This window comes from Pseudomonas sp. GM49, from assembly GCF_000282355.1.
Classification (GTDB): Bacteria; Pseudomonadota; Gammaproteobacteria; order Pseudomonadales; family Pseudomonadaceae; genus Aquipseudomonas.
The window spans coordinates 1-22,546 of sequence record NZ_AKJL01000204.1; the positions used below are offsets into that span (position 1 = coordinate 1).

General features: G+C 61.3%; 22 protein-coding genes. 14 read left to right on the top strand and 8 right to left on the bottom strand.

Annotated elements, in window-relative coordinates; translation table 11 throughout:
* Window positions 1–351 precede the first annotated feature (351 nt).
* Window positions 352–645 carry a hypothetical protein gene (locus PMI29_RS10940; RefSeq protein ID WP_007999961.1) on the top strand — a complete coding sequence of 98 codons (294 nt, stop codon included), beginning with the start codon at window positions 352–354 and terminating at the stop codon, window positions 643–645.
* Window positions 646–766: 121 nt separating this feature from the next.
* Here PMI29_RS10940 and PMI29_RS10935 read toward each other — a convergent pair whose 3' ends face one another.
* From PMI29_RS10935 to PMI29_RS10920, 4 genes are all read right to left on the bottom strand, one after another.
* The gene (locus PMI29_RS10935) at window positions 767–1,315 is read right to left on the bottom strand and encodes a cupin domain-containing protein (protein WP_007982140.1); all 549 of its coding nucleotides are present in this window, start codon (window positions 1,313–1,315) and stop codon (window positions 767–769) included.
* A 360-nt stretch (window positions 1,316–1,675) separates the two neighbouring features.
* The gene (locus tag PMI29_RS10930) at window positions 1,676–2,974 is read right to left on the bottom strand and encodes an NAD(P)/FAD-dependent oxidoreductase (RefSeq protein WP_007999963.1); all 1,299 of its coding nucleotides are present in this window, start codon (window positions 2,972–2,974) and stop codon (window positions 1,676–1,678) included.
* 53 nt (window positions 2,975–3,027) lie between these two features.
* The gene (locus tag PMI29_RS10925; RefSeq protein WP_007999965.1) at window positions 3,028–4,518 is read right to left on the bottom strand and encodes an aldehyde dehydrogenase; all 1,491 of its coding nucleotides are present in this window, start codon (window positions 4,516–4,518) and stop codon (window positions 3,028–3,030) included.
* Between the two features lie 216 nt (window positions 4,519–4,734).
* Window positions 4,735–6,111 carry a glutamine synthetase family protein gene (locus tag PMI29_RS10920; RefSeq protein ID WP_007999968.1) on the bottom strand — a complete coding sequence of 459 codons (1,377 nt, stop codon included), beginning with the start codon at window positions 6,109–6,111 and terminating at the stop codon, window positions 4,735–4,737.
* A gap of 283 nt (window positions 6,112–6,394) precedes the next feature.
* Here PMI29_RS10920 and PMI29_RS10915 point away from each other — a divergent pair, with 283 nt between their 5' ends.
* From PMI29_RS10915 to PMI29_RS10895, 5 genes are all read left to right on the top strand, one after another.
* Window positions 6,395–7,156 carry a gamma-glutamyl-gamma-aminobutyrate hydrolase family protein gene (locus PMI29_RS10915; protein ID WP_007999972.1) on the top strand — a complete coding sequence of 254 codons (762 nt, stop codon included), beginning with the start codon at window positions 6,395–6,397 and terminating at the stop codon, window positions 7,154–7,156.
* 366 nt (window positions 7,157–7,522) lie between these two features.
* Window positions 7,523–8,665: a polyamine ABC transporter ATP-binding protein gene (gene potA, locus PMI29_RS10910; RefSeq protein WP_007999974.1), complete on the top strand. Its 1,143-nt coding sequence runs from the start codon at window positions 7,523–7,525 to the stop codon at window positions 8,663–8,665.
* The gene (locus PMI29_RS10905; protein ID WP_007982156.1) at window positions 8,662–9,576 is read left to right on the top strand and encodes an ABC transporter permease subunit; all 915 of its coding nucleotides are present in this window, start codon (window positions 8,662–8,664) and stop codon (window positions 9,574–9,576) included. The genes potA and PMI29_RS10905 overlap by 4 nt, the downstream gene beginning before the upstream one ends.
* Window positions 9,573–10,457 carry an ABC transporter permease subunit gene (locus PMI29_RS10900; RefSeq protein ID WP_007999976.1) on the top strand — a complete coding sequence of 295 codons (885 nt, stop codon included), beginning with the start codon at window positions 9,573–9,575 and terminating at the stop codon, window positions 10,455–10,457. Before PMI29_RS10905 ends, PMI29_RS10900 begins: the two co-directional genes overlap by 4 nt.
* A 185-nt stretch (window positions 10,458–10,642) precedes the next feature.
* Window positions 10,643–11,740 (top strand): polyamine ABC transporter substrate-binding protein, encoded by a 1,098-nt coding sequence (locus PMI29_RS10895; protein WP_007999977.1) that lies wholly within the window; start codon window positions 10,643–10,645, stop codon window positions 11,738–11,740.
* Between the two features lie 291 nt (window positions 11,741–12,031).
* Here PMI29_RS10895 and thpR read toward each other — a convergent pair whose 3' ends face one another.
* Entirely contained in the window at window positions 12,032–12,574 is a 543-nt protein-coding gene (gene thpR / locus PMI29_RS10890; protein WP_007999978.1) for an RNA 2',3'-cyclic phosphodiesterase, read from the bottom strand.
* Window positions 12,575–12,696: 122 nt separating this feature from the next.
* On the opposite strand from thpR, the gene PMI29_RS10885 reads away from it, so the two are divergent.
* Window positions 12,697–12,891: a hypothetical protein gene (locus PMI29_RS10885; RefSeq protein ID WP_007999980.1), complete on the top strand. Its 195-nt coding sequence runs from the start codon at window positions 12,697–12,699 to the stop codon at window positions 12,889–12,891.
* 14 nt (window positions 12,892–12,905) lie between these two features.
* On the opposite strand, the gene PMI29_RS10880 is transcribed toward PMI29_RS10885, so the two are convergent.
* Window positions 12,906–13,259 (bottom strand): DUF1428 domain-containing protein, encoded by a 354-nt coding sequence (locus PMI29_RS10880; protein ID WP_007999982.1) that lies wholly within the window; start codon window positions 13,257–13,259, stop codon window positions 12,906–12,908.
* A 17-nt stretch (window positions 13,260–13,276) separates the two neighbouring features.
* On the bottom strand, window positions 13,277–14,341 hold the full coding sequence (locus tag PMI29_RS10875) for a hypothetical protein (protein WP_007999984.1): 1,065 nt from the start codon (window positions 14,339–14,341) through the stop codon (window positions 13,277–13,279).
* A gap of 318 nt (window positions 14,342–14,659) precedes the next feature.
* On the opposite strand from PMI29_RS10875, the gene PMI29_RS10870 reads away from it, so the two are divergent.
* A complete protein-coding gene (locus PMI29_RS10870) occupies window positions 14,660–14,920 on the top strand; it encodes a hypothetical protein (RefSeq protein ID WP_007999987.1) in 261 nt (86 codons plus the stop codon).
* A gap of 38 nt (window positions 14,921–14,958) precedes the next feature.
* Here the strand turns inward: PMI29_RS10870 and PMI29_RS10865 are convergent, their stop codons facing one another.
* Window positions 14,959–15,195, bottom strand: coding sequence for a hypothetical protein (locus PMI29_RS10865; RefSeq protein ID WP_007999989.1), 237 nt, complete (start codon window positions 15,193–15,195; stop codon window positions 14,959–14,961).
* A 179-nt stretch (window positions 15,196–15,374) separates the two neighbouring features.
* On the opposite strand from PMI29_RS10865, the gene PMI29_RS10860 reads away from it, so the two are divergent.
* From PMI29_RS10860 to yghX, 6 genes are all read left to right on the top strand, one after another.
* Window positions 15,375–17,138: an L-lactate permease gene (locus PMI29_RS10860; RefSeq protein WP_007999992.1), complete on the top strand. Its 1,764-nt coding sequence runs from the start codon at window positions 15,375–15,377 to the stop codon at window positions 17,136–17,138.
* A 98-nt stretch (window positions 17,139–17,236) separates the two neighbouring features.
* The gene (gene glcD, locus PMI29_RS10855; protein ID WP_007999994.1) at window positions 17,237–18,736 is read left to right on the top strand and encodes a glycolate oxidase subunit GlcD; all 1,500 of its coding nucleotides are present in this window, start codon (window positions 17,237–17,239) and stop codon (window positions 18,734–18,736) included.
* The gene (gene glcE / locus PMI29_RS10850; protein WP_007999996.1) at window positions 18,736–19,800 is read left to right on the top strand and encodes a glycolate oxidase subunit GlcE; all 1,065 of its coding nucleotides are present in this window, start codon (window positions 18,736–18,738) and stop codon (window positions 19,798–19,800) included. The genes glcD and glcE overlap by 1 nt, the downstream gene beginning before the upstream one ends.
* Window positions 19,801–19,803: 3 nt before the next feature.
* Window positions 19,804–21,021, top strand: a complete 1,218-nt coding sequence (gene glcF / locus PMI29_RS10845; RefSeq protein ID WP_007999998.1) for a glycolate oxidase subunit GlcF — start codon at window positions 19,804–19,806, stop codon at window positions 21,019–21,021.
* A gap of 19 nt (window positions 21,022–21,040) precedes the next feature.
* Entirely contained in the window at window positions 21,041–21,442 is a 402-nt protein-coding gene (locus PMI29_RS10840; protein WP_008000001.1) for a heme-binding protein, read from the top strand.
* Between the two features lie 150 nt (window positions 21,443–21,592).
* The gene (gene yghX / locus PMI29_RS10835) at window positions 21,593–22,480 is read left to right on the top strand and encodes a YghX family hydrolase (RefSeq protein WP_008000003.1); all 888 of its coding nucleotides are present in this window, start codon (window positions 21,593–21,595) and stop codon (window positions 22,478–22,480) included.
* The last annotated feature ends 66 nt before the right edge of the window (window positions 22,481–22,546 follow it).

The window sequence follows — 22,546 nt, forward strand, 5'->3', positions numbered from 1 at the left end:
CGGCGGCAGAGCCGCCGAACGGGAGCAAGCTCCCTCGCCACAGGGGCATTTGGCGTCCTACAGGCCGGTTGCAGCGCTGGAGATCGATGCCTAATGTTCGCCCGTCGCTGACTTGAATTGGCGACAGGGTTTCGCAGCCCTGTAGATACGTGTAGTAACCTTGCAACCCACCAAACCACTGACGGTCGCATCTGCGCCCGTATGTCGTTTTATGGTGGCTGTGTGTGGGAGATCTTCGGATCTGCCGGGTTCCTCGTATCCTCGGTCTGCGAACCCGCACATAGCTACCACCCCATTCGATTCGCAGCGACCGGGAGTAGCTCTTCTTACAGATACGAGGAAGTTTTACTTATGACTGCTAACAATCCGCAACGCCGCTTCACCCCCATGAAACAAATCGCCACCAGCTACCCCGTCCTCCTCATCGACAGCGACGCCCCGCTGCGCGAACTCCACAACTGCGCCGCCGAACGCCTCAACGCCGTCCTGCAATACCTCAACCTCATGGCCTGCACCAGCCTCCCCGACTACGCCGAAAACGACATCAACACCGTCACCAACATTTCGCGGATTCTGCTGCAGGATGTGCGGGATGTGTTTGGGGTGATTGAGCAACGGGGGTTTGAAGCATCCAAGGCGCAATAAGCAAATTCCAGTCGTAAAAAACCCGCGTTAATACGCGGGTTTTCATTGCCTGATCCAAATGGCTTCAGCCTGGAGGGACCGATTGCCCGACCTGACAAAGCGTCACCGGGTCAGCCATTTATCAGAAGTTGGCGGGCGTGTTCGCGCTGATAATCTCCGCCTCATCCGCCCCGATATTGCGAAACCGGTGCGGCAGCGTCGTCGGGAAGTAATAGCCATCCCCGGCGTTCAGCACACTCACTTGGCCATCCACGGTCAACTCAACCGTGCCACGGGTCACCAACCCGCACTCCTCGCCTTCGGAATGCACGATCGGTTCTTCACCCGAACTGGCGCCCGGCGCGTATTGCTCGCGTAGCAAGCGCATCTGCCGGCTCGGCACGGACGCGCCGATCAGCAGCAGGCGCAGGCCATGACGGCCGAGGTCGGGCTGTTCGCTGGCGCGGAAGACGTACTGGTGTTCGCGCGGTGGCTGATCGAAGGTGAAGAAGTCGGCCAGGGACATGGGGATGCCCTCCAGCAATTTCTTCAGGGAGCTGACGGAAGGACTGACTCGATTCTGTTCGATCAGGGAGATGGTGGCATTGGTGACGCCGCTACGCCGGGCCAGCTCGCGCTGGGACAGTTTGTAGCTTTCGCGTACTAATTTGAGTCGTGAGCCCGTGTCCATGACAGCCTTATGTGCGTGCTACTTAAGGGTAATGGGGGTGGAGTGCAGGCGCGGATCACGCCGTTTTCCGGTCCCGGAAACGTGAAAGGCGGCTATTAAATCACGTTTGTTGGTAATGCTCAGCAGGTTCGATAAACGGCTGGAAAAAACGACCTGCGAATTGTCACTTTCACTCAACTGAAGAACCTGTGGGAGCGGGCTTGCCCGCGATGGCGGTGTGTCAGGCAACATAAAAGGTGACTGACAGGGCCTCATCGCGGGCAAGCCCGCTCCCACAGGGAACTGCAGTGTTCATGACCTTTTTGGCCGTTGTAAAAAACCGGCGGCACCCTTTTGGGGCGGCCGCCGGCGAGGTAAAGCTTAGATGCCGAAACGGTCGCGCAGCGAGTAGTACACGGCGCCGAGGGCGGTCAACGGCGCCGAGAAGGTGCGCCCGCCGATCATTGGCATGTGCGGCAAGGAGGCAAACGCGTCGAAGCGCTCGGCATCGCCACGGATCATTTCCGAGATCAGTTTGCCGGCCAGGTGCGAACAGGTGACGCCGTGTCCGCTGTAGCCCTGCATGTAGTAAGCGTTTTTCTCGATACGGCCGAATTGCGGCATGCGCGACATGGTCAGCAGGAAGTTGCCGGTCCAGCGGTAGTCGATCTTCACGTCCTTCAATTGCGGGAAGGTCTTGAGGATTTTCGGGCGGATCAGTTGTTCGATGTCGTCCGGTTCGCGCGCACCGTAGACCACGCCACCGCCGTACAGCAGGCGGTTGTCGGCGGTGAGGCGGTAGTAGTCGAGCAGGTAGTTGCAGTCTTCGACGCAGTAGTTGTTCTTGATCAGGCTGCGGGCCTGCTTTTCCGACAACGGCTCGGTGACGACGATCTGCGAGCCGCACGGCATGCTCTTGCTGGTCACGCGGTTGTCCAGGCCCTGCGGCAGGTAAGCGTTGCCGGCGATCAGCAGGTACTTGGCCTTCACCACGCCTTTTGCAGTGCGCACGGTGATCGGCTCGCCGTAGCTGATTTCCACTGCCGCCGATTGCTCGTAGATCTTGCCGCCCAGGCCGATGATCGCCGATGCCTCACCGAGTGCCAGGTTCAGCGGGTGAATGTGACCGCCCTGCATGTCCAGCAGGCCGCCGACGTAGGCGTCGGAACCGACTTCGCGCTTGATATCGGCCGCGTCGAGCATCTTCAGGTTCTTGTTGCCGTAGCGTTCCCAGCTCTTCTTCTGCTCGGCCAGGCCCTTGAGTTGCTTCTTGTTCATCGCCGCGAAGATGCCGCCGGGACGGTAATCGCACTGGATGTCGTAGTGCTGTATGCGCTGACGAATGATGTCGGCGCCTTCGAAAATCATGCTGCCGAGCACTTCGGCGGTCTTGTCGCCGTAGCGCTCTTCGATGACATCGACGTCGCGGCTGTAGGAGTTGACCAGTTGGCCGCCGTTGCGACCGCTGGCGCCGAAGCCGACTTTGGCCGCTTCCAGTACGGTCACGCTGTAGCCCGCTTCGGCGAGGAACAGCGCCGAGGACAGGCCGGTGTAACCGGCGCCGATCACGCAGACGTCACAGTCCACCGCGCCTTCCAGCACCGGAAAGTCGCCGGTGAAGTTGCGGGTGGCGGCGTAGTAGCTGTTTACATGCTGTTGATTAGAAGAGCTGTGTTTCATAGGTTTCTCCGATGGCCGCCGGCAACGTGCCGGCGACCGCCGCTTAAAAGGTGTTAGAGCTTGATCCAGGTCGCTTTGAGTTCGGTGTACTTGTCGAACGCGTGCAGCGATTTGTCCCGACCATTACCCGACTGCTTGAACCCGCCGAACGGCGCGGTCATGTCGCCGCCGTCGTACTGGTTGACCCAGACGCTGCCGGCGCGCAGGCCACGGGCGAAGGTGTGGGCTTTGCTCAGGTTGCTGGTCCACACGCCTGCGGCCAGACCGAAGATGCTGTCGTTGGCAATCGCCAAGGCTTCTTCAGCAGTGTCGAAGGTGATGACCGACAGCACCGGGCCGAAGATTTCTTCCTGGGCGATAGTCATGGCATTGGTCACGCCGTCGAAAATCGCCGGTTCCAGGTACAGGCCACCGGTGTCTTCGAGGGTGCGGCTGCCGCCGGCGATCAGTTGACCGCCCTGCTGTTTGCCGACTTCGATGTAGCGCAATACGTTGTCCAGCTGACGCTGGTCGACAACCGCGCCGACGGTGGTCGCAGGATCGAGCGCATGACCTGGCTTCCAGGCTTGCAGGGCTTCCACCAACAATGGAATGAACTGCTCGCGGATCGAACGCTCCACCAGCAGACGCGAACCGGCGGTGCAGACTTCGCCCTGGTTGAAGGCAATGCCACTGGCCGCTGCCTGTGCTGCCGCGCGCAAATCCGGCGCGTCGGCGAACACCACGTTCGGGCTCTTGCCCCCCGCTTCAGCCCAGACGCGTTTCATGTTGCTTTGCCCGGCGTAGATCATCAGCTGCTTGGCAATCACCGTGGAGCCGGTGAAGGCCAGCACGTCGACGTCCATGTGCAACGCCAGCGCCTTGCCGACGGTGTGACCGTAGCCCGGCAGGACGTTGAACACGCCTTTCGGAATGCCGGCATCGAGTGCCAGCTGCGCGATGCGGATCGCGGTCAGCGGGGATTTTTCCGAAGGCTTGAGGATGAACGAGTTGCCCATCGCCAGGGCCGGGGCGAATTTCCAGCTGGCCATGATCAGCGGGAAGTTCCACGGCACGATGGCCGCGACCACGCCGACCGCTTCGCGCGTTACCAGACCAAGCTGATCGTGGGGCGTGGCGGCGACTTCGTCGTAGATCTTGTCGATGGCTTCGGCGGTCCAGCGGATCGCATTGGCGGTCGCTGGAATGTCGATGCTCATGGAGTCGCTGATCGGCTTGCCCATGTCGAGGGTTTCGAGCAGGGCCAGCTCTTCCTTGTTCGCCAGGATCAGGTCGGCGAAACGGATCAGGATGCGCTTGCGCTCGGCCGGGGCCAGGTTGGCCCAGACGCCGGATTCGAACGTGCGGCGCGCTACTGCAACCGCCGCATTGGCGTCGGCTTCGTCGGTGCTGGCGACGTTCGCCAGGAAACGACCGTCCACGGGGCTTAAGCATTCGAACGTGGCGCCACTGGCGGCCGCGCAGTATTGGCCGTCAATGAATGCGCGACCTTCGATTGTTAGGGACTGGAAGCGTTGCTCCCAGTCGCTGCGAGTGTTTGTCATGGTTGTGACTCGACGCAGGGGAATAGGTGATCAGCCTGGCCGAATGCCAGTGATCAAAAATATCTGAAAAAACCGCAATCCCTGTGGGAGCGAGCTTGCTCGCGATAGCGGTGATTCAGTCGACATCTATGTTGAATGCCAGACCGCTATCGCGAGCAAGCTCACTCCCACAGGGGTTGGCGGCGCACACAGGATGTGTGTGCACCTCCAACGCCATCAAACGGTGTGCAGGTACCAGTTGTACTCAAGGTCGGAGATGGAGTTCTCGAACTCGGCCAGCTCGCTTTCCTTGCACGCCACGAACACGTCGATGTACAGCGGGTCGATGTATCTGGCCATGACTTCGCTGTCGTCCAGCTCGCGCAGGGCATCACGCAGGTTGTTCGGCAGGCTCTGCTCGTTCTGCTCGTAGCTGTTGCCTTCCACCGGGGCGCCCGGCTCGATCTGGTTGGTCAGGCCGTGGTGCACGCCTGCCAGGACCGAAGCCATCAACAGGTACGGGTTGGCGTCGGCACCGGCCACGCGGTGTTCGATGCGCACCGAGTCTGGCGAACCGGTCGGCACACGTACCGCTACGGTACGATTGTCGATGCCCCAGCTCGGCGAGTTCGGCACGTAGAACTGTGCGCCGAAACGACGGTACGAGTTGACGTTCGGGCAGAGGAACGCCATCTGCGCCGGCAGGGTCTCGAGCACACCGCCGATCGCGTGTCGCAGCGCGGCGTTCTGCTCGGGATCCTCGCTGGCAAAGATGTTGTTGCCTTCTTTGTCGAGAATCGAAATGTGCACGTGCAGACCGTTACCCGCCTGGCCAGGATACGGCTTGGCCATGAAGGTGGTGTCCATCTCGTGGTCGTAGGCGATGTTCTTCACCAGACGCTTGAGCAGAACGGCGTAGTCGCAGGCCTTGATCGGGTCAGCCACGTGATGCAGGTTGACTTCGAATTGCGCCGGGGCACTTTCCTTGACGATGGCGTCAGCGGGGATGCCCTGCTCTTTAGCGCCTTCGAGGATGTCTTGCAGGCAGTCGACGTATTCGTCGAGGTCGTCGATCAGGTACACCTGGGTCGACATCGGACGCTTGCCGGATACCGGCGAACGTGGCGATTGCGGACGACCGTTCACGTTGTCCTGGTCGATCAGGTAGAACTCCAGTTCGAACGCGGCGCAGATGGTCAGGCCCATGTCGTCGAACTTGCGCACAATATTAGCCAGCACTTCACGCGGGTCGGCGAAGAATGGCTCGCCTTCCAGTTCGTGCATGGTCATCAGCAGTTGCGCGGTCGGGCGCTTCTGCCAGGGTTCGATGCTCAGGGTGCCCGGGATTGGGTAGCAGATCCGGTCGGAGTCGCCGATGTCCAGACCCAGGCCGGTGCTTTCCACCGTAGAACCATTGATGTCCAGAGCGAACAGAGACGCCGGCAGGTTGATGCCTTTCTCGTAAACCTTATGAAGACTGGTGCGCTCGATGCGCTTGCCGCGCACCACACCGTTCATATCCGCAATCAGAAGGTCGACGTACAAAACCTCAGGATGTTTCTTAAGGAATGCGTTTGCTTCGTTGAGTTGAACGGCACGCAGAGGGACCGACATGATGCACCTATTTTTTACTGTTAATTATTATGTTCACCGCCCTTTCACGAGCCCAGTCAATCCGAAAGGCAAAGTGAAGTCAATAGCGAACACCTGGCCTTTCAGCGTTTATTTTCGGGCCTCTCAGAAGGACGAGAGTGCCAGATACGCCCTCAAACACGCGTAAACCCTGAAGATCGGACGTGCGGCGTTTAGAATTTTTTACATGAGAGTTGTTAATTAAAATCAACAAGGCTAAGCTCCGGAAAAGCTCGTTCAAGTGTGAAACTTCGAGGTGATAAAAATGGCACTCAAGCCATTGATCGGCGTTACTGCGTGCGTCAAACAGATTGGCCTGCACCCCTACCACATCAGCGGCGACAAGTACTTGCGTGCTGTCAGCGTTGCGGCGCTGGGGCTGCCTGTCGTTATTCCTTCCTTAGGCGACCTGACCGAAATCGATGACCTGCTGCCGCAGCTCGACGGTCTGTTGCTGACCGGCTCGCCTTCGAACGTGGAACCCTTCCACTATCAAGGCCCCGACAGTGCCCCCGGTACGGAGCACGATCCGCAACGGGACCGCACCACCCTGCCGCTGATCCGCGCGGCTATCGCTGCCGGCGTTCCGGTCCTCGGCATCTGCCGCGGTTTCCAGGAAATGAACGTGGCGTTCGGTGGCAGCCTGCATCAGAAAGTCCATGAACTGCCTGGTTTGCTCGATCATCGTGAGGCCAACCATCCGGACCTGGCCGTGCAATACGCGCCGGCCCATGCGGTGAACATGCAGCCTGGCGGTGTGTTCGAAGCGCTGGACCTGCCTGCGGTGTTCCAGGTCAATTCGATTCATAGCCAGGGCATCGACCGCCTCGCGCCCGGCCTGCGCGCCGAAGCCGTCGCGCCCGATGGCCTGATCGAGGCGATCTCGGTCGAGCACAGCAAAGCCTTCGCCCTCGGCGTGCAATGGCACCCGGAATGGCAGGTCCTGAACAACCCTCCTTATTTGAGTATTTTCCAGGCGTTCGGCGATGCCTGCCGACAACGGGCGGCGCTGCGTCACTCGAGCTGACGACCTGATACCCACATTCAACGATTAACTGCCCACCGCGAGCGGGCAGGTGCTTTTGCGTGCCCCGCTCGCGAAAACAACACACTGCAATAACAACAAGTACGACCAGGCAGCCAGGATGGCGGCGCCGAATAAACCCGAACGGTATGGGTGAGTTCGATCAGCAAACGCAAATCCCTGTGGGAGCGAGCTTGCTCGCGATAGCGGTAGAACAGTCACCATCAATGTTGAATGTGGCTGCCTCATCGCGAGCAAGCTCGCTCCCACAGGGTCTGCGTTCTGACCGAAGTCCCCGGTACGGGTTTGCAATCCACTATTAAGCCGGGCCGTGTTGGCCGGGCGACTGAAACCTGTTGGGAGTTTCACATGGCAAACGCCTCCAGCATTTACAGGAAGGCTCTTGAAGGTCACCAGGCACCGAAAAAGGTGTTGGTGAAAGTCGATCGCGTCACCAAGAAGTTCGACGAAACCACCGCCGTGGACGATGTGTCCCTGGAAATCCACCAGGGTGAAATCTTCGCCCTGCTCGGGGGTTCCGGTTCCGGCAAATCGACCCTGCTGCGCATGCTCGCCGGTTTCGAGCGCCCGACCGAAGGCCGGATTCTGCTCGACGGTGTCGACATCACCGACATGCCGCCGTACGAACGACCGATCAACATGATGTTCCAGTCCTACGCGCTGTTCCCGCACATGACCGTGGCACAGAACATCGCCTTCGGCCTCAAGCAGGACCGTTTGCCAGCCGCCGAAATCGAAGCCCGGGTGCAGGAAATGCTGCGCCTGGTGCACATGACCCAGTACGCCAAGCGCAAGCCGCACCAACTGTCCGGCGGCCAGCGCCAGCGTGTGGCCCTGGCCCGCTCCCTGGCCAAGCGTCCGAAGCTGCTGCTGCTCGATGAACCGATGGGCGCACTGGATAAAAAGCTGCGCTCGCAAATGCAACTGGAGCTGGTGGAAATCATCGAGCGCGTTGGCGTGACCTGCGTGATGGTGACCCACGACCAGGAAGAGGCCATGACCATGGCCGAGCGCATCGCGATCATGCACCTGGGCTGGATCGCCCAGATCGGCAGCCCGGTGGACATCTATGAAGCACCGGTCAGCCGCATGGTCTGCGAATTCATCGGCAACGTGAACGCCTTCGACGGCACCGTGGTGGAAGACCTGGAGGGTCACGCGATCATCCACAGCCCGGACCTGGAGCAGAAGATCTACGTCGGTCACGGCGTCAGCACCTCGGTGCAGGACAAGTCGATCACCTACGCGATCCGCCCGGAAAAACTGCTGGTCAGCACCGTCAAGCCGGACAACCGCTACAACTGGTCCAGCGGCAAGGTGCATGACATCGCCTACCTCGGCGGCCACTCGGTGTTCTACGTCGAGCTGCCTGGCGGCAAGATCGTCCAGTCGTTCATGGCCAACGCCGAACGCCGTGGTGCGCGTCCGACCTGGGACGACCAGGTCTACGTGTGGTGGGAAGACGACAGCGGCGTGGTACTGCGCGCATGAAAACCTTCAATCAGCAATTTCTGAGACTGGTCCCCAGCGGGCGCAAGTTCGTCATCGGGATTCCCTTCATCTGGCTGTTCCTGTTCTTCATGTTGCCGTTCTTCCTGGTGATGAAGATCAGCTTCTCGGAAGCAGCCCTGGCCATTCCGCCCTACTCGGAGATCTACACCTACGCCGAGCAGAAATTCCAACTGTTGCTGAACATCGGCAACTACACCTTGCTGGGCCAGGACGAGTTGTACCTCTCGGCTTATCTGGGTTCGTTGAAGGTCGCGCTGTTCAGCACCCTGATGTGCCTGGTGATCGGTTTTCCGATGGCCTACGCCATTACCAAGGCGAGCAAGGAAGCGCAGAACGTGCTGATGCTGCTGATCATGATGCCGACCTGGACTGCAATCCTGATCCGCGTGTATGCGTGGATGGGCATCCTCAGCAACAACGGCCTGCTCAACGCGTTCCTGATGTGGACCGGGCTGACGTCGGCACCGATCGAGATCCTCAACACCAACACCGCTGTTTATATCGGCGTGGTGTATGCGTATCTGCCGTTCATGGTGCTGCCGCTGTACGCCAATCTGGTCAAGCATGACCAGAGCCTGCTGGAAGCCGCGTCGGACCTCGGTTCAAGCACCTTCAACAGCTTCTGGAAAATCACCGTGCCTTTGGCCAAGAACGGCATCATCGCCGGCTGCATGCTGGTGTTCATTCCGGTGGTGGGTGAGTTCGTGATTCCGGAACTGCTGGGCGGCCCGGAAACCCTGATGATCGGCCGTGTGTTGTGGCAAGAGTTCTTCAACAACCGCGACTGGCCGGTGGCGTCTGCCCTGGCGGTGGTGATGCTGTTGATCCTGATTGTGCCGATTCTGCTGTTCAACCGCAGCCAGGCCAAAGAGATGGAGGCACGGGGATGAAACGCTTCGGATTTTCAAAGTTCATGCTGATTTTCGGCCTGTCGTTTATCTACCTGCCGATGCTGATTCTGGTGATTTACTCGTTCAACGCCTCGAAGCTGGTGACGGTGTGGGGTGGCTGGTCGTTCAAGTGGTACGCCGGCCTGCTCGACAACTCGCAACTGATGGGCTCGGTGGTGCGCTCGCTGGAGATCGCCTGCTACACCGCCATCGCAGCAGTCGCACTGGGGACGTTAGCCGCGTTCGTGCTGACTCGCGTTACGCGCTTCAAGGGCCGCACCCTGTTCGGTGGCCTGGTCACCGCGCCGCTGGTCATGCCTGAAGTGATCACCGGTCTGTCGCTGTTGCTGCTGTTCGTGGCCATGGCGCAGTTGATCGGCTGGCCGCAGGAACGTGGCATCGTCACTATCTGGATCGCTCACACCACGTTTTGTGCCGCTTACGTGGCGGTGGTAGTCTCCGCCCGCCTTCGCGAGCTGGACCTGTCCATCGAAGAAGCGGCCATGGACCTGGGTGCGAAGCCATTCAAGGTGTTTTTCCTGATCACCATTCCGATGATCGCGCCATCACTGGCGGCCGGCGGCATGATGTCGTTCGCCCTGTCGCTGGATGACCTGGTGCTGGCGAGCTTCGTGTCCGGTCCGGGGTCCACGACCCTGCCGATGGAAGTGTTCTCGGCGGTACGTCTGGGCGTGAAGCCCGAGATCAACGCCGTGGCCAGCCTGATTCTGTTGGCGGTGTCGATCGTGACCTTCATGGTCTGGTACTTCAGCCGCCGTGCCGAAGCCACCCGTAAACGCGCGATCCAGGAAGCCATGGACCAGACCGCCAGCGAATCCTGGCAGCAACCGAAAAAGCAAATGGCGGGAGCGACGGCCTAAAGGCCGCCCCCTGTAGGAGCGAGCTTGCTCGCGAAGGACGTTAACGATGACGCGGGCTACCTGAATTAACGCGGCGTCCTTGAGTTTCTCGCGAGCAAGCTCGCTCCTACAAAAGAGCGTGCAAGCGTTCTAGCCACAAATGTTTGCCGTGTGATCTTGAATAAAAAAGAAATGGAGTTGTACCGATGAAAATGTTTGGCAGGACTCTGCTGACACTGTCCTTATTGGGCGCGATCACCACTGGCGCCCAGGCCAATGACAAGGTTCTGCGCGTCTACAACTGGTCGGACTACATTGCCCCGGACACCGTCAAGAAGTTCGAAGACGAGACCGGCATCCAGGTGACCTACGATGTGTTCGACAGCAACGAAACCCTCGAGGCGCGCCTGCTGGCGGGCAAATCCGGCTACGACATCGTCGTGCCGTCCAACAGCTTCCTGGCCAAGCAGATCAAGGCCGGTGTCTACCAGACGCTGGACAAATCGAAGCTGACGAACTGGAAAAACCTCAACCCGGTGCTGCTGAAAAACGCCTCTGCGAGCGACCCCGATAACGCCCACGCCATCCCGTACATGTGGGGCTCGATCGGCATCGGGTTCAACCCGCAAAAAGTCAGGGAAGTGCTCGGCGCCAACGCCCCGACCAACTCCTGGGACCTGCTGTTCAAACCGGAAAACGCCGAGAAGCTCAAAGCCTGCGGCATCAGTTTCCTCGATTCGCCCACAGAAATGCTGCCGACCGCCCTGCACTACCTGGGCTATCCGGTGAACGATCAGGACAAACAGCACATCGCCGAAGCCGAGGCGCTGTTCATGAAGATCCGCCCGAACGTGGCGTACTTCCATTCGTCGAAATACATCTCGGACCTGGCCAACGGCAACATCTGCGTGGCCGTCGGTTATTCCGGCGACGTGCTGCAGGCCAAGGCTCGCGCCCAGGAAGCCGGGGACAAGGTGAAGATCGACTACAGCATCCCGAAAGAAGGCGCCGCCAGTTTCTACGACATGCTCGCCATCCCGCGCGATGCCGCCAATGTCGAGAACGCCTACCTGTTCATGAACTTCCTGATGCGTCCGGACGTGATTGCCGACATCACCAACAACATCGGCTACAGCAACGCCAACGCGGCGGCCACGCCGCTGGTGGATGAAGCGATCCGCAACGATCCGGGTTCCTACCCGTCGGAAGCGGTGATGGCGACGTTGTATGCCGTACCGGACCAGCCGATTGCCGTTCAGCGGATCATGACCCGTGGCTGGACCAAGGTGAAGTTGGGTCAGTAATTCACTCAAAAAATCGGCTGAATCTGACATCGATATCGTCGGAACGCCGCCCGGAGCAAGCTCGCTCCCACAGGGTGCAGCGTTGTTCATAGGCTTGCGTTCCACCGCAGATAATTGTGGGAGCGAGCTTGCTCGCGATGGCGGCCTGTAAGGCACCGTTGATTCAAGGCCATAACCCTATTCTCGTTTTCCGTTCATGCAGCGCCTTACCACCGCTGCCTCTCCTGCAGTAGAACGGCCTCACCTGGCTCCCTCGGCTCAGGTGAAGTTTGGCGCCCTCGGGCGCCTTTTTTATTGGGGATCAATCAAAGGCCATTCGGCCAGCGCCCGATAGCGGCCCTTGTGGGATTCGAACAGGGTGAATCGATCGGCCCGCAGGAGGAACCCGGGCGGTGTCGCGGACTCCGGCACCGGCGCCCGATAGTCCCGTGCCAGGGTCAGGTGCGGGCGGTATTCTCGCGGTGCTTGCTCCAGGCCGAACGGCAACATCGCCTGTTCCAGGGCATACACCAATCGCAGCAATGCCGGGGGCGCCTGCTCCGGTGCCAGCACCAATGCCCCTGCCCTGCGCCACACGTCCAGCCGATCCAGCACCACCGTCAAGCGCTCGCCCGGGGTACGGATGGACGCCGCAGCGGTACAGATCTCGGCGATCTGCGCCACACCCACCGCCCCCAAAAACTTCAGCGTCAGGTGAAAGTTTTCCGCCGGCACCGGCCGTCCGTTGCGCAGTTGCAGCGCGCTGCGCCACTGGGCGATGTCCCGACGCTGGGCCGGGGTGCAGTTCAGCGCAAAGAACAGACGCTTGAACGGCTCGCGGGTTTCGTCGTTCATGCCGGACACCTCTTGGGAAGACTGCCTGAGTGTACTCAACCCTCGCGTACCGGCCAGCGCATTTCTGGCGCCGTGGGGCAGGCGCGTTATAGTTCTAGCATCCCGAAACACCGGAGGGGGCCATGCGACAGATCATCAGCAAAGAGCCATGGTGGGCCACACCGCCCGAGCCAGGCCAGGATGAACTCAAGCTGGAATGGGGCTGGCTGGTGCATTACAGCGAAGGTGAGCCGCGCTTCGAGTTCATCCGCGAGCGGCCGACGGACGACGAGATCCGCCAGCGCAAGAGTTGCAGGATCACCCCGACGCCGGAGTGATCCCGCGTCCGGCGTCAGGCCTGGAGGAGTATTTCGAACCCGCCGTAGACCATGCGCTGGCCGTCGAAGGGCATCGGATTGACGTCCGGCTTCATGCGCGGGTCCTGCATCATCTTTTCCATTCCGGCATTGCGGGTGGCCTTGTCCGGCCAGACGATCCAGCCAAAGGCAACGGTTTCGCCCTCCTTGAGCTTCACCGACATTGGAAACGAGGTGACCTTGCCTTCCGGGACATCCTCGCCCCAGCATTCGACCACGCTCAAGGCACCGTTTTCCTTGAAGACCAAGGCAGCGACTTTGGCGTGCCTGATGTATTGCTCACGGTTGGCGGTGGGTACGGCAGCGATGAATCCATCGACGTAAGACATGCGTTTTTCTCCTGGGGTCATGGGGTCCTCTGCTGGATAGTCGATTGCGCTGGCGTCCGATCGACAGTGCCGGCGCTCAAACCGACCGGCGGTTGTGCGCTGCCGCCCAGGCTGCCTTCGATCTGCGCCGCCATGTAAAGCGTGCAGGCCATGACGCCGCTGGTCGGGCTCTGCACCAGCTTGGTCCAGGCCTTGTCGAAGGTATTGCCCAGGCTACGGCGAATCAGCGCCTCGCTATCGGGCCGGTCAAAGGCCTGGATGAATGCGCGAACGCCAGCCACCCCTAGCGTGATCAAGCCACCGGCCAGTTTCCCGGTCGCTGCGGCCACGGCGCTGGCGGCCCCGCGCGGGGCCATCTCGGCTTCCATCCGCCGGCTGGCGCGCCTGGCCACCGGCGCCATCGCGGTGTCGGTCGAGCCCACCCCCTTGTCGCCACCGGCCTTATGGACTTTGTCGATCAGCGCGGCGAAGGCCGGCAAGGAGTTCAGCGGTTCGGTGCGCACGACCTGGTACAACGAGGCGTCCCTCGTCGGCGGAGGCCCGAGGGCGATGGCCGGGACTTTCTGGATGCGCCCGTTGAGTTGGGCCATCGGCACGCCGTGGCGGTTGGAGATTTTCTGCAGCTCTTCCTTGAGGATGTCGACATAGAACGCCGCTGCCAGGCTGAGAATCGCATCGGGATCGACTTCCACGGCCGCCGGGGCCAGGACCTTCTCCTGATAGGCTTCGAGCAGGTACGCCGCCAGGCGTTTTTCCACGGCGTCCTGCTCACCCTTGGCGCTGATGGTGTACCAGCTGACCTTCATCGACAGCCATTCCTGGGTCCAGTAACTGCTGAACCACGGAATGAAATTCTGTTCGGTCAATTCATAGACCCGTGTGCGCCAGTAATCCATGGCGCCACGGGCGTAGATTCTGGCCTGCTCGGTGGCAGCCTGCGACGCGGTGACGATCTCCCGGTCCACTTGTTGCCAGGTGCTGGCAGGAATGATGACTGGTGCCACTTCCACCGGCGCGCGCACAGGCGTGGCACACCCCGCCAACACCACCAGCACGGCAATGATCAGCGAACGCAGGTTCAAGATAGCGGCTTCCTGCAGATGGCACCGGGCGAAATGCCCGACACGCGAAACCTTCGGTTTAAGTATAGGTGGCGGTATCCCGGAGCCCGCGAAAGGGTCCGCATCAACAGCGCAAAAAAACATCACTCGCATCGATAATCACCATCGCCGCGATTGCCTTCCGCTTGCTGGCCGTCAGCGTAGGATCGATCCCAAGCCAACACGAAACCCCGAATCGGAGGGGAACATCATGCTGATCCATTTGCTGACCTGCCTGGCCCTGACGGCGTTCACATTGGGCGTGTTTGCCTGGTACATCATGAGCGAGGAGCAAACATCATGATTCACACTGTCACCCTCGCCGTGCGTTTTCCGGTGTTCGGCAATAATTTCTACGCGCAGAAATTCGAGTCACGTAAAGAGTTGACTCTGCTGTTCGACGAGAAGTTCGAGGCGTTGCTGATCCCGGCAGCCGATCATCACTTCAGCAACGAAGTGGTCGGGCTCAATGATCAGTTCCGTTTTTTGAATGACGTGCTGGTCGAGCATCTGCTGGATGTCGAACTGGCAAAAGCCTCGGCCCGTTCGTTCGGATTCTGACAGCGACCACCGATCGCCCGGGCACGGACGGGAACCGCTCACAACGTTCGCTGGCTATTGCCAATCCCCTTGGCAATATCAATCCCCCAATCCATCGCCGCTTCCATGTCCAGCATGTGCGGCCGTGGGTCGTGGTTTTCATCGATGGCTGTGCCGTCCGGCCAATAGACACCGATGAACATGCCCAACGAACCGTCCCGCAATATCTCGGCCCTGACCTTGATGCTGCATCCGTTCGATAACGTTTCCGTGTGAAGCAGATGGCGCTCGGTCATGGCTGCGCTCCTCCCGTCGCTGAATTCAAACCCTACCCGCCATGCTAGCTCAGCCCCCGGAACTGCGCCGACCCGCTGGACCGGAGGCCTGCCCTGACAGAGGCGCAATGCCACCTATACTCAAGACCACCTCCCCTCAGGGGATCTGCACGTCCAACAATAAAATGCAGAGGTGGAACATGGTCTGGCAGCAAGTCTACGATCCGTTCGGTAATCCGGTGCTTTCAACGTTCATGGCCGCCGTACCGGTGGTGGTGATGCTGGCGTCCCTCGCGTTTTTTCATGTCAAGGCGCACCTGGCGGCGTTGCTCGCCCTGGCCTCGGCCTTGCTGATCGCGATCTTCGCCTTCGGCATGCCGGCGAACATGGCCGGTTCCGCGGCGCTGTTCGGTGCGGCCAACGGCCTGCTGCCGATTGGCTGGATTGTGTTGAACATCATCTTCCTGCACCGACTGACCACCGAGAACGGCTCGTTCAAGGTGTTGCAGGATTCCCTGGCGCGCATCACCGATGACCGGCGCCTGCAATTGCTCTTGATCGCCTTCTGCTTCGGTGCGTTTTTCGAAGGCGCGGCCGGTTTCGGTACGCCGGTGGCGGTGACCGGGGCGATTCTGATCGGGCTGGGGTTTTCGCCGCTCGCCGCTTCAGGGCTGGCGCTGATCGCCAACACCGCCCCCGTGGCGTTCGGCGCCCTCGGCACGCCGATCATCACCCTGGCCAAGGTCACCGGGCTGGATGAAATGGAGCTGTCGATGATGGTCGGCCGGCAGTTGCCTTTTTTCTCGGTGCTGGTGCCGTTCTGGCTGATCTGGGCTTTTGCCGGCTGGCGCAAGATGCTGGAAATCTGGCCGGCGATCCTGGTGGCCGGGGTCAGTTTTGCCGTGCCGCAGTTCCTGGTGTCCAACTATCACGGGCCGATGCTGGTGGACGTGATCGCCGCGCTGATTTCCATGGCCTGCCTGACCGGTTTCCTCAGGGTGTGGAAACCGGCCACCGTGCACACTTCCGCCGCCCTGACCGGCCGGGTCGACAACTCGAAGATCGACGCCGAGCACGACGAAAAGCCTGTACCCACTGCAACCTTTGCCAATGAGGCAAAACCGGCAGTGATGCGGGCGTGGATGCCGTGGATCATCCTCACGGTCTTCGTGTTCATCTGGGGCACCCAGGGCTTCAAAAACACTTTCGACACCCGCCCTGCCATCGACCCGCAAACCAGCGCCGCCAAGCTCGATCCCCAGGGTAAACCAATGCGCGAGGCGAACCCGCTGTTCGCGCCGGTCGTGACCTTCACCACCCTGCACTTGCAGGTCGAGAAAGTCCCGCCCGTGGTGCCCGCGCCGAAAACCGAAGAGGCGGTGTACAAGTTCACCTGGTTCACCGCCACCGGCAGCGGCATTCTGCTTTCGGCGATCATCGGCGGCTTGCTGATGGGTTACTCGATCCCGCAACTGATTCACCAGTACCTGCGCACCCTGTGGGTGGTGCGTTACTCGCTGATCACTATTGCGGCGATGCTCGCGCTGGGCTTCCTCACGCGCTACTCGGGCCTGGATGCGACCATGGGCCTGGCCTTCGCCGCGACGGGCATTTTCTACCCGATGTTCGGCACCCTGCTCGGTTGGCTCGGCGTGGCGTTGACCGGTTCGGACACGGCGTCCAACGTGCTGTTCGGTGGCCTGCAACGGGTGACGTCCGAACAACTGGGCATCAGCCCGGTGTTGATGGCCGCCGCCAACAGTTCCGGTGGGGTCATGGGCAAGATGGTCGACGCCCAGTCGATCGTGGTCGCCTCCACCGCCACCCGCTGGTACGGCCACGAAGGGGAAATCCTGCGCTACGTGTTTTTCCACTCGATTGTGCTGGCGATTCTGGTCGGTGGCCTGGTGACGTTGCAGGCCTATGTCGCGCCGTTCAGCCATATGGTGGTGGGTGGGCATTAAATCGAACTGTGGGAGCGAGCAGACAACGATCCCATGGACAGCTGAGCCTGACGGGCTAATGATGAATGTCAGTGGCCTCCAGCGAGAATCGTGATCCCATGAACATTCTCTACGATGAACGCGTTGACGGCGCCTTGCCCGACGTCGACAAACAGGCGCTGTTGCACGCCCTGCAAACCCGGTTGCCGAATCTGGAAATCCTGCATCGGCAGGAGGAACTCAAGCCCTACGAATGCGACGGGCTGTCAGCCTATCGCACCACCCCGATGCTGGTGGTGCTGCCCCGGCACATTGACGAAGTCCAAGGGGTGCTGCGGGTCTGCCATGAACGGCAGGTCCCCGTGGTGGCCCGGGGCGCGGGCACCGGTTTGTCCGGTGGTGCGCTCCCCCTGGAGAAAGGCGTGTTGCTGGTGATGGCGCGCTTCAACAACATCTTGCACATCGATCCAGCCGCGCGTATTGCACGGGTTCAGCCCGGCGTGCGCAATCTGGCGATTTCCCAGGCGGCAGCTCCGTTCGGCCTGTATTACGCGCCGGATCCATCCTCGCAAATCGCCTGTTCCATCGGTGGCAACGTGGCGGAAAATGCCGGTGGTGTGCACTGCCTGAAGTACGGCCTGACCGTGCACAACGTGCTCAAGGTCGACATCCTCACCGTCGATGGCGAGCATTTGAGCCTGGGCTCCAACGCCCTCGACGCCCCCGGCTTCGATCTGTTGGCGCTGTTCACCGGCTCCGAAGGCCTGCTCGGGGTGATTACCGAAGTCACGGTCAAACTGCTGCCCAAACCCCAGACCGCCAAAGTGTTGTTGGCGGCGTTCGACTCCGTGGAGAAAGCCGGGCGCGCCGTTGGCGACATCATCGCCGCCGGCATCATCCCCGGTGGCCTGGAAATGATGGACAACCTGGCCATCCGCGCCGCCGAGGACTTCATCCACGCCGGTTATCCGGTGGACGCCCAGGCCATTCTGTTGTGCGAACTCGATGGCGTTGAGGCCGACGTCTCCGATGACTGCGACCGGGTGCGCCAGGTGCTGCAACAGGCCGGCGCAATCGAGCTGCGCCAGGCGAAGGACGAAGCCGAGCGCGTGCGTTTCTGGGCCGGGCGCAAGAATGCCTTCCCGGCCGTGGGCCGCCTCTCGCCGGACTACTACTGCATGGACGGCACCATCCCCCGTCGCGAGTTGCCCGGCGTGCTGCATGCCATCGCCGAGCTTTCGAACGAATACGGCCTGCGGGTGGCCAACGTGTTCCATGCCGGCGACGGCAACATGCATCCGTTGATTCTGTTCGATGCCAATCAACCCGGTGAGCTGGACCGCGCCGAAGCCCTGGGTGGCAAGATTCTGGAGTTGTGCGTGAAAGTCGGCGGCAGCATCACCGGTGAACACGGCGTGGGTCGCGAGAAGATCAACCAGATGTGCGCGCAGTTCAACAGCGATGAGCTGACCCTGTTCCATGCCATCAAAGCCGCCTTCGACCCGAGCGGCCTGCTCAACCCCGGCAAGAACATTCCGACCCTGCACCGTTGCGCCGAATTCGGTGCCATGCACATACATGGCGGTCAATTGCCCTTCCCTGAGCTGGAGCGTTTCTGATGCGCGGCCCTGAAGATGTCGATGACAGCCAGTTGCTCCTGGAGCAGGTCAATCAGGCGCTGGAAAACGCCACGCCGTTGCGCATCCAGGGTTCCAACAGCAAAGCCTTTCTCGGCCGCACCACGGCCGGGGAAATTCTCGATACCCGCTCGCACCGGGGCATCGTCAGTTACGACCCGACCGAACTGGTGGTCACCGCCCGTTGCGGCACGTTGTTGTCGCAGCTGGCGCAGGTGCTGGACGCCGCGCAACAGATGCTGCCCTGCGAGCCTCCGTCCTTTGGCGACGGCGCTACCGTCGGCGGCATGATCGCCTGCGGACTGTCCGGGCCTCGGCGCCCGTGGTCCGGTTCGGTACGCGATTTCGTACTCGGCACGCGAGTCATCACAGGGCAAGGCACGCTGCTGCGCTTCGGTGGCGAGGTGATGAAAAACGTCGCCGGCTACGACCTGTCGCGCCTGATGGCCGGCAGTTACGGATGCCTCGGGTTGATCACCGAAGTCTCCCTTAAAGTGCTGCCAAAACCCCGGCAATCCTTGAGTATCAGCCTGGAAATGGACACTGAACGGGCATTGCTGCGCCTGGCGGAATGGGGCCAGCAGCCGCTGCCGATCAGCGCCGCCTGCCATGACGGCGAACGCCTGCACCTGCGGCTTGAAGGCGGTGAAGGCTCGGTGGCGGCGGCCCATGAGCGCCTCGGTGGCGAACGGCTGGAGGCTTGCTGGTGGGACGATCTCAACGAACAGCGCTTGAGTTTCTTCGATGAAGACCAGCCGCTTTGGCGCCTGTCCCTGCCGCACAACACACCAAGCCTGGCGCTGCCGGGTCGCCAGTTGGTCGACTGGGGGGGCGCCCAGCGCTGGCTGAAATCCGATGCCGAAGCGGCGTTCATCCGCAAGGTCGTCGACGAGGTCGGCGGCCATGCCACCTGCTTCAACCACGGCCTGACCGACACCCCGTTCCATCCGCTGCCCCCGGCACTGCTGCGTTATCACCGCAACCTGAAACAACAACTCGATCCACGGGGCATCTTCAACCCCGGAAGGTTGTACGCGGAGCTTTGAACCATGCAGACGACCTTGAGCGAAAGCGCCAGCCATTTGCCCCGTGCCGCAGAAGCCGAAAGCATCCTGCGCACCTGCGTGCACTGCGGGTTCTGCAATGCCACATGCCCGACCTATCAATTGCTCGGCGATGAACTGGACGGGCCACGGGGCCGCATCTACCTGATCAAGCAAGTGCTGGAAGGCAACGAAGTCACGCAAAAGACCCAACAGCACCTGGACCGCTGCCTGTCGTGTCGCAACTGCGAAACCACCTGCCCGTCGGGCGTCGATTACCACAACCTGCTGGACATCGGGCGGGCGGTGGTCGATGCGGCGGTGCCGCGCCCGCTCGGTCAGCGCCTGTTGCGCGAGGGGTTGCGTCAGACCGTGCCGCATCCCGATGTGTTCAAGGGCTTGATCAATAGCGGTCAGGTGTTCCGCGCGCTGCTGCCCGGCACCCTGCAAAGCAAGTTGCCGCGCAGTATCTACCCGGCCAAGCCGCGGCCCACGACCCTGCGCGAGCGTCAGGTGCTGATGCTCGAAGGTTGCGTGCAGCCAAGCCTGTCACCCAACACCAATGCCGCGGCGGCGCGGGTGCTGGACCGATTGGGGATCAGTGTCATCGCGACCCGCGAAGCCGGTTGCTGCGGCGCCGTGGACTACCACCTGGACGCCCAGGCCGCCGGCCTCGATCGCGCCCGACGCAACATCGACGCGTGGTGGCCGGGCATCGAAAAAGGCGCCGAAGCGATTGTGCAGACTGCCAGCGGTTGTGGCGCCTTCATCAAGGATTACGGCCATCTGCTCGCCAGCGACCCGGCCTATGCCGACAAGGCCAAGAGGGTCAGTGCGCTGGCCCGGGACCTGGTGGAAGTGTTGCGCGACGAACCACTGGAAAAGCTCGGCATCCACGCCTCGCAACGCCTGGCCTTCCATTGCCCCTGCACCTTGCAGCACGGACAGAAACTCGGCGGTGCCGTGGAAGCACTGCTGACCAGGTTCGGTTTCAACCTGACGTCCGTCCCCGACGGGCACCTGTGCTGCGGTTCGGCGGGCACCTATTCGCTGACCCAGCCCGAACTGTCGCGACAACTGCGCGACAACAAACTCAACGCCCTGGAAAGCGGCCATCCCGAAGTCATTGTCACGGCCAACATCGGCTGCCAGTCGCACCTCGACGGCGCGGGCCGAACCCCGGTGCGGCACTGGATCGAACTGGTCGAAGCTGCCCTGCCTTAACCGAATACTGGAGCTGCCCATGAACCGCAAAGCCGTCCTGAGCCAGACCGAAGTCCAGCAGATCATCAAAGCCGCGCGCACCGAAGCACAGGCCAATCAATGGGCCGTGACCATAGTGGTGGTCGATGACGGCGGCCACCCGCTGGCCCTCGAACGCCTCGACGGCTGCGCGCCCGCCAGTGCCTACATCGCCACCGAAAAGGCGCGCACCTCGGCCCTCGGGCGGCGCGAATCGAAAAGTTATGAGGACATGGTAAACGCCGGGCGCTACGCTTTCCTGTCAGCACCGTTGCTGACCTCGCTGGAGGGTGGCGTGCCGATTGTTTTCGATGGCCAGGTGATTGGTGCAGTCGGCGTGTCGGGCGTCAAGGCCGAGCAGGATGCGCAAGTGGCGAAGGCCGGGGCGCAGTGCGTGAAATGAGCTTTTGGCATCACCATCTATCCCTGTGGGAGCGAGCTTGCTCGCGATGGCGGAGTGTCATTCAACATAGATGTCGACTGTTCTGCCGCTATCGCGAGCAAGCTCGCTCCCACAGGGTCCGTGTTAGACCAGCAGAGAGGAGTTGCACCAATGACCCGTCTAACTGCCAAAGACTTTTCCCCGCAACTGCTGGAACTGTACGACTACTACGCCCACGGCAAGATCGATCGCCGGGAGTTTCTCGATCGTGCGGCGTTATTTACCTTCGCAGGTTTGACCGCCGGTGCCCTGCTCGCGGCGCTAAGCCCCAACTACGCGCTGGCCGAGCAGGTCGAGTTCACCGATCCGGATATTGTTCCCGAATACATCACCTACCCGTCGCCCAAGGGCCATGGCCAGGTTCGCGGTTATCTGGTGCGCCCGGCCAAGGCCACCGGCAAGGTGCCGGCGGTGGTGGTCGTGCACGAGAACCGCGGGCTCAACCCGTACATCGAAGATGTGGCCCGGCGTTTGGCCAAGGCCGGTTTCATCGCTCTGGCCCCGGATGGCCTGAGTTCGGTCGGCGGTTATCCCGGCAATGATGACAAGGGCCGCGAGCTTCAGGCCACGGTCGACCCGGAAAAGCTCATGAACGACTTTTTCGCCGCCGTCGAGTGGATGATGAAACACCCTGCCGCCAGTGGAAAAGTCGGCATCACCGGGTTCTGTTACGGCGGTGGCGTGACCAACGCAGCCGCCGTGGCGTATCCGGAACTGGGCGCCGCCGTGTCGTTTTATGGCCGCCAGCCAACGGCCGAGGAAGTGCCCCGGATCAAGGCCCCGGTGATGCTGCACTACGGCGAACTGGATACGCGGATCAACGAAGGCTGGCCCGCCTATGAGAAAGCGTTGAAGGCCGGGGGCAAGATCTATGAGGCCTACATTTATCCGGGCTGCAACCATGGTTTCCACAACGACTCCACGCCGCGCTACGACGAGGCGGCAGCCAAACTGGCGTGGGAGCGGACGTTGGGGTGGTTTAAAAAGTATCTGGTTTGAAGTACTCGGCCAGCAGGGCCGGCCCCTTCGCGGGCAAGTCGGATCGCCGCACCGCCGCTCCCACAG

Coding starts and splice junctions, on each gene's coding strand:
- PMI29_RS10940 (WP_007999961.1), top strand. CDS start 352: ATGACTGCTAACAATCCGCAACGCCGCTTCACCCCCATGAAACAAATC.
- PMI29_RS10935 (WP_007982140.1), bottom strand. CDS start 1,315: ATGGACACGGGCTCACGACTCAAATTAGTACGCGAAAGCTACAAACTG.
- PMI29_RS10930 (WP_007999963.1), bottom strand. CDS start 2,974: ATGAAACACAGCTCTTCTAATCAACAGCATGTAAACAGCTACTACGCC.
- PMI29_RS10925 (WP_007999965.1), bottom strand. CDS start 4,518: ATGACAAACACTCGCAGCGACTGGGAGCAACGCTTCCAGTCCCTAACA.
- PMI29_RS10920 (WP_007999968.1), bottom strand. CDS start 6,111: ATGTCGGTCCCTCTGCGTGCCGTTCAACTCAACGAAGCAAACGCATTC.
- PMI29_RS10915 (WP_007999972.1), top strand. CDS start 6,395: ATGGCACTCAAGCCATTGATCGGCGTTACTGCGTGCGTCAAACAGATT.
- potA (WP_007999974.1), top strand. CDS start 7,523: ATGGCAAACGCCTCCAGCATTTACAGGAAGGCTCTTGAAGGTCACCAG.
- PMI29_RS10905 (WP_007982156.1), top strand. CDS start 8,662: ATGAAAACCTTCAATCAGCAATTTCTGAGACTGGTCCCCAGCGGGCGC.
- PMI29_RS10900 (WP_007999976.1), top strand. CDS start 9,573: ATGAAACGCTTCGGATTTTCAAAGTTCATGCTGATTTTCGGCCTGTCG.
- PMI29_RS10895 (WP_007999977.1), top strand. CDS start 10,643: ATGAAAATGTTTGGCAGGACTCTGCTGACACTGTCCTTATTGGGCGCG.
- thpR (WP_007999978.1), bottom strand. CDS start 12,574: ATGAACGACGAAACCCGCGAGCCGTTCAAGCGTCTGTTCTTTGCGCTG.
- PMI29_RS10885 (WP_007999980.1), top strand. CDS start 12,697: ATGCGACAGATCATCAGCAAAGAGCCATGGTGGGCCACACCGCCCGAG.
- PMI29_RS10880 (WP_007999982.1), bottom strand. CDS start 13,259: ATGTCTTACGTCGATGGATTCATCGCTGCCGTACCCACCGCCAACCGT.
- PMI29_RS10870 (WP_007999987.1), top strand. CDS start 14,660: ATGATTCACACTGTCACCCTCGCCGTGCGTTTTCCGGTGTTCGGCAAT.
- PMI29_RS10865 (WP_007999989.1), bottom strand. CDS start 15,195: ATGACCGAGCGCCATCTGCTTCACACGGAAACGTTATCGAACGGATGC.
- PMI29_RS10860 (WP_007999992.1), top strand. CDS start 15,375: ATGGTCTGGCAGCAAGTCTACGATCCGTTCGGTAATCCGGTGCTTTCA.
- glcD (WP_007999994.1), top strand. CDS start 17,237: ATGAACATTCTCTACGATGAACGCGTTGACGGCGCCTTGCCCGACGTC.
- glcE (WP_007999996.1), top strand. CDS start 18,736: ATGCGCGGCCCTGAAGATGTCGATGACAGCCAGTTGCTCCTGGAGCAG.
- glcF (WP_007999998.1), top strand. CDS start 19,804: ATGCAGACGACCTTGAGCGAAAGCGCCAGCCATTTGCCCCGTGCCGCA.
- PMI29_RS10840 (WP_008000001.1), top strand. CDS start 21,041: ATGAACCGCAAAGCCGTCCTGAGCCAGACCGAAGTCCAGCAGATCATC.
- yghX (WP_008000003.1), top strand. CDS start 21,593: ATGACCCGTCTAACTGCCAAAGACTTTTCCCCGCAACTGCTGGAACTG.